This window comes from Chryseobacterium capnotolerans, from assembly GCF_021278965.1.
In the GTDB taxonomy this organism is placed as follows: Bacteria; Bacteroidota; Bacteroidia; order Flavobacteriales; family Weeksellaceae; genus Chryseobacterium; species Chryseobacterium capnotolerans.
Genome location: NZ_CP065589.1, coordinates 1,924,333 through 1,936,740, shown reverse-complemented (window position 1 = coordinate 1,936,740; position 12,408 = coordinate 1,924,333). Strand labels below are relative to the sequence as shown.

Sequence of the window (12,408 nt, the reverse complement as noted above, 5' to 3'; positions counted from 1 at the left end):
TTCATCATTTGTGAAATTTAATGTTCTATTTTCAGACCATCAATAGTAAGAATATTACAGCTTAGATTGATGAACATGCCTGTGTAATCTCCCATTGCCTGATCGTTCATGATATCCATTGTGGCAGATTGAAATTCAATTTTTCGGGAAGGTAATTTCCCATAAGTATCCGTTACCGTAATCTGGCCGTCCAAACCGGCTTTATTTTGGACAAATGCTCTTAAAAAAGGAATATCCTGCTTTTCAAAATCCAATGATATGTAGAATGCTTTAGTCTCCCCTGATTTATTATTTTCAGGGGTTATTAAAGTTCTATTATAAGATATTGTATAAGATTTAATCACAGAGGCAATCTGATTTTTCCCATCCTTCACAGATACTTCAATTTTCATTCGCTTTTCATCTGTCTGTTGAGAGAGCAGCATTTTAGCAGGAAAAAATAAAATAAGGAAAGTCAGAAATTTATATATAGTTTTCATGGCTATTGCATTAATATTCTATGCAAGATTAAATATTCAAATATACTTGTACCAGTATCAATTGGTATTTATACATTTTGAATTGGTATTTGGTAAAAAAATAGCTGCAACATGTCTGATTAGGCCCAAATTCCCTCTTAAAATGAGCATTTTAAAACTACTGCTATTTTGTTAATCCTTCCACAATGTATAATTTAGCCCAATCTATCAACCGACATGATCAAAAAAAACGACATAACCCAATTCCTATTCTGTTTTATATTTTGCTGGATATCCTCAGGCACCCTAAAAGCCCAGCGGATATCATCTATCGAACAGGAAGCCGGTGAGGGCTATTCTAAAAGATTTATAGATTCATCTGCAAGTCTCAAAATACAGATGGCAGCTCTTCAAAATTCTCAAAAAGCAGGAAATAAAGAAGATGAAGCCATTTGTAGTGCTTATCTCTCCTTAACCCATAAACGTCTTCTTCATCTCAAGGAATTCACAAAGTATGCAGAAAGATCCTATGATATTGCCAAATCTATAAAAAGCAGTCGTGCAGACGCTTTTGCCAATACAGCGATGGGATACCTTAAATCATATATTGATGATAAGCCACAAGCGCTCACGTATTTTCTGAAAGCTTATGCTTTATTTAATACTATGCAGAGCTATGACCAATCCGCCAAACTCGGCGCAGATATCTCCTATCTTTTCTCTCCAGACTCTCCCGAAAAAGTCAAAAAGTATGCTGATGAAGGGCTTTCATTTGCAGAAAAATCAGGGAACCCTGAAAGCATTCTCCATGCAAGATTAGCAGTAGGAAGTTATCTTTCAGATCTCATTGCTTCCGGAGAAACTAATCGCTGGCAGGAAGCCATTTTATTTTTTAAGCAAACCATCACTTTCATTGAAAAAAATGAAGCCCAAATAGACAGTAAAAGTAACATAGGAATTGCTTATATCAATCTCGCTGCTTTATATATGAATGGTCCCAAGCCAATGGATGAAAATTCATTTTTATCAGCATTGGAAAAAGCCTTAGTTATTGGAAAACAATATGGAATCAAAAGTGTATATAGAAGCTCTATGGGCCTGCGGGGACAGTTTTATGTATCAAAAGGCGAATTTAGAACCGCAGAAAATCTTTTTAAAGAAGGAATCGCCTATCAACAAACCCTTCCCTACAAAGACAATTATCTTTTGGCCGCATTCTATGAATGTCTGAAAAATATTGCTGCAGAAGAAAAAGACTACAAAGCCTATCTTGAGTATGATACATTTTTTATCAAATATAGTAAACTAAAATACGACGAATCTACTCAACAGATCCTTCAGAATGCTGATGCCAAATATGAATCTGAAAAGAAAATGGCTCGTATTCAACAGCTGGAACAGGAAAATCAACTTCAGAAAAAAAATCAGTTATTAGGATACGGAATTTCTGCTGTTTTACTGATTGGATTGGTTTTTATGTATAGATCTTATTATTTCCGACAGCGTTATCACCAGAAAAGAGAAGATTTTCTTCAGCAGCAACAGACTAATAACAAACTTAAAATGGAGCTTTTGGAAAAGGAAACCCTTGAAAATTTAGCAGAAAAGCTATCCCTGGAAAGACGTTTATTACAGTCTCAGATGGATCCTCATTTTATCTTTAATGCATTAGGAAATATCCAGGGAATGATTCTCAGAAAGGATACAGATCTTGCCATACTCTATCTTGGAAAATTTGCAAAACTTAGCCGAAGAGTTTTGGAACAATCTCGTATGGAAACCATTACGTTGGAAGAAGAAATACAAACTCTAGAAAATTATATTGAACTCCAGCAACTCCGATTAAATCAAAGTTTTGATTACCAGATACAGTGTGATGAATCAACAGATCAGCAACTTCATATTCCGCCTCTTCTAATCCAGCCTTTTGTTGAAAACGCTATTGAACATGGACTAAAACCTTTGGAAGCCTTCCAAAAAGGATTATTATTCATTAATTTTGAAGAAAACCCGGGAGAGAATCTCCTTATCTGTACCATCAGAGATAATGGAATCGGACTTACTGCTTCCAGAAAGCAAAAAACAGATGACTCCCATCGTTCTCTTTCAACTAAGATTACCGATGAGAGACTGCTTCTTATGCTTAAAGATAATTCGAGGGCGAAGCTTGAAGTAAGAGAACTCACTATTGATAAAGACGGCCAGCAAGGCTGTATGGTAACATTATATATTCCAATATTATAAAGTATGTACAAAACAATCATCATAGAAGACGAATATCATTTAAGAGAAGCCTTATCTATTATGCTGGAAATGATTGCTCCTGATACAATACAAATCATAGGCTATGCAGAAAGTGCCGATGAAGCAGCAAAACTTATTGACAGGCTTCAACCGGATCTTGTCTTCATGGATATTATGCTAAAAAACGGGACTGGTTTTGATGTATTACAAAAGATTTCTTATCGGAAATTTCATTTGATTTTTACAACGGCTTATGAAGAATATGCCATACGGGCTTTCAAGTTCAGTGCTTTAGATTATTTATTAAAGCCTATTGATGCTGAAGAACTCAAAACAGCTATTGATAGAATTTCAGGATTAAAGGATCAATTCCTCGAAGAACAACAAGTAAACGAACTCAATAATAATCTGACCAAAACGCCGCAAAGGATTATTCTTCCTACTCAGGAAGCAATGCATGTGGTAAAGATCAACCAGATTATGCATTGTGAAACATCCGGTTCCTATACTACTTTCTATCTGAACGATGGGAAAAAGATCATGATCTCAAAACCTCTTAAAAACTACGAGACCATTCTAGTTCCCCCTGATTTTTTCCGGGTACATCAATCTTATCTTATCAATACCAATTATATCGTAAGCTATTCCCGTGAAGGAATGATTGAAATGGAAAACGGTGCCAATATCCCGATATCACGGGCTAAAAAAGATGCTTTTTTCAAACTGATGAAAGAAGAATAGTACCTTAAAAATATAATTTTCTGTCAAAATCAACTGAATACCAATTCAAGGTTGCCATAAAACAATCGGCTCTTGATCAGTAAAATTCTCATTTCTATTTTTGACAGAAAATATTCAATATGAACAGCAAAACAATTTCTATTTTAAGCTATGTCACCATCATCGGATGGATTATCGCTTATGTTAAAAGTAAAGACCTCCATGGTAAAAATGAACTGGCTAATTATCATTTGGAACAAGGTTTAGGATTCTTCCTGTTAACCGTTATTATCAATGTTCTTCTTTCTATCATAGTTCCTATTATACCAGTATTATCTTTTTTGAATTATATAGGAGTAATTCTTTTGATCTTATGGATATTCGGAATTATTAATGCTGCCAATGAACAGAAAAAACCTATTCCGGTAATTGGAAAAATATTTGAGAATAAATTTGGTTTCCTGGCATAATCTAACTGATCTCCTTATATTGCATCTACCTATATTTCTGTAGAATAAGTAGATGCAATAGAGCCAATTTTTATGAAAGAATTACAACAACTCACAAAAGATCAACTATATACCCGACTTAAAAATCGCTCAGAAAATTTTTGCTCTACAGTTTCATCAACGTTAGATTTTACTTTTTTTAATGACCACTCTTCAGATGAAGAAGATCTTTCAGAATTTTTTGAAATGCTGGATAAGGAAACTGCAGAAAAAATAAAAGCAGCTTCTTTAGAATCCAATAATGATGATGATGACCTGCCTAAAATTATCCTTGCAAAAAATGAAGAATCCAACACTCTTGATTTAACTACAAAAGATGGAGAAGGATACAAAGTTATTTTATTGGAACAAGACATTGATCTTTCTGAAAATCTTTCTGTTGAGGATTATGTTGTGCTTATCGTTATTGGAAATATACAGGCAAAAAATATCGTTGTCAACGGTTCACTTTATTGTGCTGGAAACATTTCCTGCAATATTTTGTTCGGAGCATCTGGTAATGATAATGAAACGTATAGTAATGGAAATATCACCAGTTCCCTTATTGCTGAAAATGGACATTACACTGTTGCAGAAGGAAATATACATTCTCAATATTTAATAAGTCTTCATAATGAAATAGAAGGAAAGTCAGGACGGTATATTGAAAAAATAACCTTAGATGGATCCAATGAAGCAGAAGTTTTAAAACCTGAAATTTTAGATGAGAATGGCTATTTTGAGGAAGAGTCTTTTCTCAATTTTATCAAAAATAATCCATCCGATGCTATGTTTAAATAATTTTTAAAACGCAAAGTTCTAACTATTCTAATACTCTATTTTAGGGTGCAAAAAAAAGCGACTTTGTCTCTGAAGAAGCTATATGGATAATACATTCGCTTAAAAAGAATCAATGAAATTGATTCCATACTTTGCCTCCTTAAAGCACTACATATCGAAAAATAAAACTTTGCGTTTTAAAAAAGTTTATCTTCAATAATAGTCATCTCCCAATACTACAACTGCATTTTATCTGCGAAATCTGTGTGATCAGCGGGAAAAATTATACAAGAAAAAAATAGATGCAGATAACAACATTCAGACCTGTCTATAATCAGAGTAAAAAATTTTTTTCTGAAAAAACTTTAGAATAACTTTGCAAAAAATTTCTGTTGAAAGACCTGCTTCTTATTACCCCGCCTTTTACTCAACTTAACACTCCTTACCCGGCAACAGCTTATATTAAAGGATTTTTAAATACTAAGAATATTTCCAGTTATCAGATGGATTTGGGAATAGATGTTATTTTGGAGTTATTTTCAAGAGGTGGATTAGAAAAGGTTTTCAACAAAGAAATTGATCTTCAGAATACTTCTGAAAATTCTCAGAGGATTTATGCTTTAAGAGATGAATATTTAAAAACCATTGATCAGGTTATTCCTTTTTTACAAGGAAAAACTCCAACATTGGCAAGACAGATCTGCAGTATGAACTTTCTTCCGGAAGCTTCCCGTTTCAATCAATTGGACGATATGGAATTTGCCTTCGGAAACATGGGTTTACAGGATAAAGCAAAGCATTTAGCAACCTTATATCTGGAGGATATTTCAGATTATATTGTTGAAAATATTGATACAGACTTCGGTTTCAGCAGATATGCCGAGCGTCTTGGAAAAAGTGCCAATTCTTTTGATGAGTTGTACAATAAACTAATTGATAGAGAAACATTTATCGATACTTTTACCTTGACCATTCTTCGAGAAAAAATAGAAACTGTTCAACCTAAATTGGTTTGTTTTTCTATTCCTTTTCCCGGAAATTTATATGCTGCTTTCAGAAGTGCACAGTTTATAAAGAAAAATTTCCCGCAAATTAAAATTGCCATGGGCGGCGGTTTTCCCAATACAGAGTTAAGAGAGATCAAGGATCAAAGAGTATTTGAATTTTTCGATTTTATAACGTTGGATGATGGAGAGCTTCCGCTTGAACTTCTATGTGAAAATGTCTGTCATTCTGGACAAAGCGAAGAATCTCAATACAAGAGAACTTTTTTACTTGAAAATCAGAAAGTCGTTTATAAAAATAACACCAAAAGGCACGATTACAAACAGGCAGATATCGGTACTCCGGATTATACGGATTTAAAACTCGATCAATATATCTCAGTCATTGAAATTGCCAACCCTATGCACAGCTTGTGGAGCGATGGAAGATGGAATAAACTAACCATGGCCCACGGATGCTATTGGGGAAAATGTACTTTCTGCGATATCTCATTGGATTATATTAAAATCTACGAGCCTATTTCCGCTAAAATTCTGGTGGACAGAATGGAAGAACTTATCAAAACTACAGGGGAAACCGGTTTCCATTTTGTAGATGAAGCTGCACCACCAGCTTTGATGAGAGAAGTTGCCCTTGAAATTCTTCGTAGAAATCTTATTGTTACCTGGTGGACTAATATTCGTTTTGAGAAAAGCTTCACCCGCGATCTTTGTTATTTATTAAAACTATCCGGATGTGTTGCCGTTTCGGGAGGTCTTGAAGTAGCTAGTGATCGTTTGTTGAAATTAATTGATAAAGGAATTTCTGTGGAACAGGTTGCTAAAGTGACAAGAAATTTTACAGAAGCCGGAATCATGATTCATGCTTATTTGATGTATGGCTACCCAACGCAAACCATTCAGGAAACGATTGATTCTATGGAAATGGTTCGTCAGCTATTTGAAATGGGAATTTTACAAAGTGGTTTCTGGCATCAGTTTGCTATGACAGCCCATTCACCTGTTGGATTGAACCCGGAAGAATTTGGAGTTACGCCAATCAAGCAGGAAATTCTATTTGCTAATAATGATATTGATTTTACAGACAGAACCGGAATCAACCATGATCAATTTAGCTCAGGGTTAAAAAAATCCTTATTCAACTATATGCATGGAATTAATTTTGATCTTCCCCTTCAGGAGTGGTTCGATTTTAAAATTCCGAGAACAACCATCCATCCCGATTATATTCACGACAGTTTATTGGAAGAGGAAGATTTTAAGTTTAAAGGAAATTCAAAAGTTGTCTTTTTAACCAAAAACGTAATCGCTGAGAATCGCGTAAAAAATAAAAAGAAATATTCTGGTACATATACGTTGCTTACATTCCACCTAAAAACCAATATTATAAAGGTTGAGCTGGAACAAGACAAAGCAGAATGGCTGATGGATATTTTAGAAGAACATTCTATTGACAACCAGAAAAAACCTACAGTTCAGCAACTTAAGAATCAGTTTGAAGAAAATTTTGAAGATTTTGAATTGTTCTGGTTCTCAAAACCGATGCAGCAATTGAAGGAAAATGGAGTGATTTTGAGTTTATAAAATTGTTCTTATTTTTCTCAGGGATTTTCAAATTTTCTCTCGCAGATCTTGCTGATGACGCAGATTCTTTAAAACTATATGCAATCTTTGTCATTTCGTATGAATCTAAACTATAATTTCAAAGATGGCTTTGTATAGATTCCTTCAGAAATCGCAGATTCGACATAGTCAATGACAAAATACAGGACAAAAAAGCTCCCGCGGATTTCACAAATAATTATATATGTAACCAAAGAAAAATTCGTGCATTGGTGGCATATATTTTTTGCCACCAATACACGAATAAATAAGCAGGAACTTATATAAAATTATGTAGATAAAAAGAACCCTCAGAAAATAATTCTGAGGGTTTATTTTATTTACTTTTAGCCGGTTTTAATTAGGGGTATCCTTTGTAACAGGTCCTACAGTTACCTTTTCCTGAACCTTAATAAAATTGGGATCCATGATGGCCATACGTTCTGCCAGCGCTTTATAGGTTGGATATTTTAAAATAGAGGCTCTGCCAGACATCTCTTTGTAAAGAGTAAAAGACTTTCCACCAGCTGTTTTCAACTGTTTTGTAGTTGTAATATATCTACCTATGAGTTTGCTTTTTGCATCATAAATTTCAATGTCCAGAAAGCTTTTCTCCATAATTTTATCATCAGAACCAAAGCTTACCGGTAAATTGGTAAAATACCCTACAGGAACTCCATTGCTGAGGATCTCACCTACTTTATTGACTTCAAGATTCATTTTATCAATCTTCTTTCTGATGGTGTAGGCGTCTTTTGTTTTGCTGTCCAGTTTTCTTTTAGGAATATTGGAAAACAATTCATCCAGAGTCTTTACATTGATCCCTTTATTATCAATGATTTTAAAATCTTTCACGGAAGTGTAAACTGCAGACTTTTCTTCTCCAGAAAACGCAGAAGGTGAAGAATAGTCGACTTCGATGGTTTTATCTCTGTTATATACTCTATTGATTTGTATATAACTATCCCTAACAGAATCTACGATACTTTTATCAATAAACTTTATCGTATACAAAGGCGTTTCTTTTAAATCCATGAAAGTATATTCATTGGATTTATTGGAGATTTTAGCCACCGGGATTCCGTCTAAATTGATAATTCCTCTTTTGGTTTTAATATTTTGAGCATTGAGGAAAATACCCAAAATTGTAAAGAATATGATTATACTTTTCTTCATAGAATCAGATTTTTACATGACTTGACATAAAATAAAAAAGTGTAACCAAAGTTACACTTTTTTGAAAATATATTTAGCTTTTCATTTAATTATTCGCAAAGGATAATTCCTTTGTTATGATTAAATTCCACAACACCGCTCTTGATAGAATATGAAAAGATAGAATCTTTATCATTTTCTTTGGTTAGGTTTTTTGCGAAAGCTTCATCTACAGAGTTTGTAAACAGCTTTACTTTCCCACCAACTAAAGAAGAAACGATTCCTGCGTGGTTTTTCATGATGTGAAATTCACCATTCTTTCCAGGCAATAATACTGAGCTTACTTCTCCTTCAAAAACTACGTATTCTGGTGTTAAAATTTTTATATTCATTTTAATTTAGATTTGAAGATTTCAGATTTCAGATTTCAGACACTTTAAAGTCTCATGTCTAGTATCTGATATCTTTATGTCTAATTATTAAGCGTTTTCAGCTAACATTTTTTGTCCAGCTTCGATAGCTTCCTCGATAGTTCCTTTCAAGTTGAAAGCAGCTTCTGGTAAGTGATCTAATTCACCATCCATAATCATGTTGAATCCTTTGATAGTATCTTTGATATCTACTAAAGATCCTGGAATACCTGTAAACTGTTCTGCTACGTGGAAAGGCTGAGATAAGAATCTCTGAACTTTTCTTGCACGGTAAACAACTGATTTATCTTCTTCAGAAAGTTCTTCCATACCAAGAATCGCGATGATATCCTGAAGTGACTTATATCTTTGAAGAATTTCTTTTACTCTTTGAGCACAGTTGTAGTGATCGTGACCGATAACTTCTGGAGAAAGGATTCTTGAAGTAGATGCTAATGGATCTACCGCTGGGTAAATACCTAATGAAGCAATCTTTCTGTCAAGTACCGTAGTTGCATCCAAGTGAGCAAACGTAGTTGCAGGAGCCGGGTCAGTTAAGTCATCCGCAGGTACGTATACCGCCTGTACTGAAGTAATTGAACCATTTTTAGTTGAAGTAATTCTTTCCTGCATCGCACCCATTTCAGAAGCTAGCGTTGGTTGGTAACCTACTGCTGATGGCATACGACCAAGTAGTGCAGATACCTCAGAACCAGCCTGTGTAAAACGGAAGATGTTGTCTACGAAGAAAAGTACGTCTCTACCTTGTCCGCTTTCTCCACCATCTCTATAGTACTCAGCTAAAGTAAGACCAGAAAGGGCTACTCTTGCTCTTGCACCTGGTGGCTCGTTCATCTGTCCGAAAACGAATGCTGCTTTAGAATCTTTCATAGCTTCTAAGTCTACTTTAGAAAGATCCCAACCTCCATTTTCCATAGAGTGCATGAAATCATCACCATACTTGATAATACCTGATTCTAACATCTCTCTCAAAAGGTCATTTCCTTCTCTCGTTCTTTCACCTACTCCGGCGAATACAGAAAGACCTCCGTGTCCTTTTGCAATATTGTTAATCAACTCCTGAATCAATACTGTTTTACCTACACCAGCACCACCGAACAATCCAATTTTACCTCCTTTTGCGTAAGGCTCAACTAAGTCGATTACTTTAATACCTGTAAATAAAACTTCTGCTGAAGTTGATAATTGATCAAATTTTGGAGCTGGTCTGTGAATTGGAAGACCACCTTCCTTAGAAATATCTTGAAGTCCGTCGATAGCATCACCAACTACGTTGAATAGTCTTCCGTTTACAGCCTCTCCGATTGGCATAGTAATAGGATTTCCGTATCCGATTACATCTTGACCTCTCTTAAGACCATCAGTAGCGTCCATTGCAATACATCTTACTGTATCTTCGCCAATATGTTGTTCTACCTCTAAAACTACTTTTTCACCGTTTTCTTTTGTAATTTCTAACGCGTCATAGATTGCTGGAATTGCTTCCACATCATTAAAGACAACGTCGATTACCGGACCAATAATTTGAGAAATTTTACCTTTAATTTGGTTTGCCATTGCTAAATTTTTTCTTGGTGCAAATATAGTGATTCTTCGTAAACCCGCAATTGGTAAAAAAAAGATTTTTATCATACTTTTTAGAAATTGATCCATGCAGCAATTTATCATTCTGATAGCCCTATTTCCCTGAAAAAAATATTGATCCATTGTTATATTGATAGATTGTTACATTATATCTATATTTGCAGTCAAATTTTTCCCGTTTTGAAAGTTTTCAAGAATTTTAAAGATTATTCCTCTCAAAAGCCTCTAGCATTGTCTTTAGGTATGTTTGACGGGGTACATCTTGGACATAAAAGTATTATCGATGAGCTCATTAAGGTAGGAACAGAAAACAATCTGGAAACTGCTATCCTTACCTTCTGGCCACATCCGAGGTTTGTTTTTAATCCTAATGAAGATTTAAAATTACTGAATACCATAGAGGAAAAACAACAGCGTATTGAAAAATATAACATTGATACTCTGTTTCTTAAAGAATTTGATGAAGAATTCAGAAATCTTACCGGAGAAGAATTTGTACGTCAGATCCTGATTGATAAACTCAACGTAAAATACCTTATTATAGGATACGATCATTCTTTCGGGAAGAATAAAAGCGGAAATTTTGAACTTCTTCAAAAGCTTTCTAAAGAGCTTGATTTTGAGGTTGAGCAAATGGAAGCCATTAATATTCACGAGAATAACATCAGTTCTACGAAGGTTCGTAATGCTCTTTTAACAGGAAATATTAAGGAAGCCAATGAAATGTTGGGCTACTCCTACCCTGTTTCCGGAACGGTAGTTCATGGAAAAAAGATCGGAAGAACAATTGGCTATCCAACCGCTAATATTGATACGGAATCTATTAAACTTTTACCTAAAAAGGGGCTTATATTGTAGAAGTGGAAGTAAAAGGCCAACAATATAAAGGAATGCTGAGCATCGGAACCAATCCTACAGTAAATGGTGAAAAGCTAACCGTTGAAGTATATATCCTTGATTTTGACGATGATATTTATGACGAAAAGATCACCGTAAAATTCCGAGACTTCCTTCATGATGAAATCAAGTTTGAAGGATTGGAAAAGCTTATTGAAAGACTTGATGAAGATAAGCGATTAACAGAAGAATTTAATTTCTAAGATATACAAAAGGCTATTCAGTGATGAATAGCCTTTTTAATTTTTTATTTTAAAAGATAGATTCCTGTCATTCTGAGCTTGTTGAAGAATCTCTTTTTTATTTTATTTTAAAACCTTTACATAGATTTTTTTGGGTCTCACTATTTAATTTGACATTAGGAAATGCTTTATCGTGGTCAATAAAGATATCCCCTTTTTCATTAGCTTTTCCATTGCCATCAGAGTCCCATTCTGTAGCGATATAATATTTTACGCCATTTGTAGGTTTTGGATTGATCTTGCTTTCTGCATTTTCTGGTATTGGTAATTCAATAGTATAAGGAATTGTTTTTACTTCAAATTCACTTTCTGTAATTAATGTTGCCGGTGCATCCTGAAGCCCTTCACTTATTCCATATAAACTAACTTTAAGTTTTGAATTTTTGATGGTAAACTTATCTGTACCTGTAAATTCTATTTTAAGATTTTCTGACTTCACTTTCTCTGTACTGGCAGAAGTAACCGTCTGATCTTTTTCTCAGGTTTACTGCAGCTAGATAAAGCTAATGTACCTACTGCCATGAATAATAAAAGATGATTTTTCATATATTCTTATTTTAATTGATGTCTGTTTAGTATTTTAAAGATATTTGATAACAAAATCTATACCCAGATTATTCTAATTCATATTTTACATCTCCAATTTCAGAATTTTTTCCTATTTTAAATAGTCAATATAGGCTAAAATAATTATTAAAGAATATGATATAAAATGAATTAAAAACAATAATAAACTAATAAAAAAATATATTAAACAAATATTACATATATTTATCATAATTTGGCTAAGCTTTTAATTAAGT

10 protein-coding genes and 1 pseudogene are annotated in these 12,408 nt (G+C 34.0%); 6 read left to right on the top strand and 5 right to left on the bottom strand.

Going from position 1 to position 12,408, the window contains the following annotated elements:
• Positions 1 to 17: 17 nt before the first annotated feature.
• Entirely contained in the window at positions 18 to 479 is a 462-nt protein-coding gene (locus H5J24_RS09185; protein WP_068943440.1) for a hypothetical protein, read from the bottom strand.
• 378 nt (positions 480 to 857) lie between these two features.
• Here H5J24_RS09185 and H5J24_RS09180 point away from each other — a divergent pair, with 378 nt between their 5' ends.
• The 5 genes from H5J24_RS09180 to H5J24_RS09160 all read left to right on the top strand — a co-directional run bounded on the left by H5J24_RS09180 (position 858) and on the right by H5J24_RS09160 (position 7,278).
• Entirely contained in the window at positions 858 to 2,702 is a 1,845-nt protein-coding gene (locus tag H5J24_RS09180; protein WP_228407637.1) for a sensor histidine kinase, read from the top strand.
• A 3-nt stretch (positions 2,703 to 2,705) separates the two neighbouring features.
• Complete coding sequence (locus tag H5J24_RS09175; RefSeq protein WP_068943442.1) at positions 2,706 to 3,443, top strand: LytR/AlgR family response regulator transcription factor; 738 nt, start codon at positions 2,706 to 2,708, stop codon at positions 3,441 to 3,443.
• Positions 3,444 to 3,562: 119 nt separating this feature from the next.
• Positions 3,563 to 3,892 (top strand): DUF4870 domain-containing protein, encoded by a 330-nt coding sequence (locus H5J24_RS09170; RefSeq protein ID WP_068943443.1) that lies wholly within the window; start codon positions 3,563 to 3,565, stop codon positions 3,890 to 3,892.
• A gap of 72 nt (positions 3,893 to 3,964) precedes the next feature.
• Complete coding sequence (locus tag H5J24_RS09165) at positions 3,965 to 4,711, top strand: hypothetical protein (RefSeq protein ID WP_068943444.1); 747 nt, start codon at positions 3,965 to 3,967, stop codon at positions 4,709 to 4,711.
• Positions 4,712 to 5,082: 371 nt separating this feature from the next.
• Positions 5,083 to 7,278, top strand: coding sequence for a B12-binding domain-containing radical SAM protein (locus H5J24_RS09160; protein WP_068943445.1), 2,196 nt, complete (start codon positions 5,083 to 5,085; stop codon positions 7,276 to 7,278).
• 375 nt (positions 7,279 to 7,653) lie between these two features.
• Here the strand turns inward: H5J24_RS09160 and H5J24_RS09155 are convergent, their stop codons facing one another.
• The 3 genes from H5J24_RS09155 to atpD form a co-directional block, all read right to left on the bottom strand.
• Positions 7,654 to 8,472: a hypothetical protein gene (locus H5J24_RS09155; protein WP_068943446.1), complete on the bottom strand. Its 819-nt coding sequence runs from the start codon at positions 8,470 to 8,472 to the stop codon at positions 7,654 to 7,656.
• Between the two features lie 89 nt (positions 8,473 to 8,561).
• Complete coding sequence (locus H5J24_RS09150; RefSeq protein WP_068943447.1) at positions 8,562 to 8,843, bottom strand: FoF1 ATP synthase subunit delta/epsilon; 282 nt, start codon at positions 8,841 to 8,843, stop codon at positions 8,562 to 8,564.
• A gap of 87 nt (positions 8,844 to 8,930) precedes the next feature.
• The gene (gene atpD, locus H5J24_RS09145) at positions 8,931 to 10,439 is read right to left on the bottom strand and encodes a F0F1 ATP synthase subunit beta (protein ID WP_068945108.1); all 1,509 of its coding nucleotides are present in this window, start codon (positions 10,437 to 10,439) and stop codon (positions 8,931 to 8,933) included.
• 207 nt (positions 10,440 to 10,646) lie between these two features.
• Here atpD and H5J24_RS09140 point away from each other — a divergent pair.
• A pseudogene (locus H5J24_RS09140) lies at positions 10,647 to 11,566 on the top strand (bifunctional riboflavin kinase/FAD synthetase).
• A 97-nt stretch (positions 11,567 to 11,663) separates the two neighbouring features.
• On the opposite strand, the gene H5J24_RS09135 reads toward H5J24_RS09140, so the two are convergent.
• The gene (locus H5J24_RS09135; RefSeq protein WP_232816238.1) at positions 11,664 to 12,044 is read right to left on the bottom strand and encodes a YbaY family lipoprotein; all 381 of its coding nucleotides are present in this window, start codon (positions 12,042 to 12,044) and stop codon (positions 11,664 to 11,666) included.
• Positions 12,045 to 12,408 lie beyond the last annotated feature (364 nt).

Coding starts and splice junctions, on each gene's coding strand:
- H5J24_RS09185 (WP_068943440.1), bottom strand. CDS start 479: ATGAAAACTATATATAAATTTCTGACTTTCCTTATTTTATTTTTTCCT.
- H5J24_RS09180 (WP_228407637.1), top strand. CDS start 858: ATGGCAGCTCTTCAAAATTCTCAAAAAGCAGGAAATAAAGAAGATGAA.
- H5J24_RS09175 (WP_068943442.1), top strand. CDS start 2,706: ATGTACAAAACAATCATCATAGAAGACGAATATCATTTAAGAGAAGCC.
- H5J24_RS09170 (WP_068943443.1), top strand. CDS start 3,563: ATGAACAGCAAAACAATTTCTATTTTAAGCTATGTCACCATCATCGGA.
- H5J24_RS09165 (WP_068943444.1), top strand. CDS start 3,965: ATGAAAGAATTACAACAACTCACAAAAGATCAACTATATACCCGACTT.
- H5J24_RS09155 (WP_068943446.1), bottom strand. CDS start 8,472: ATGAAGAAAAGTATAATCATATTCTTTACAATTTTGGGTATTTTCCTC.
- H5J24_RS09150 (WP_068943447.1), bottom strand. CDS start 8,843: ATGAATATAAAAATTTTAACACCAGAATACGTAGTTTTTGAAGGAGAA.
- atpD (WP_068945108.1), bottom strand. CDS start 10,439: ATGGCAAACCAAATTAAAGGTAAAATTTCTCAAATTATTGGTCCGGTA.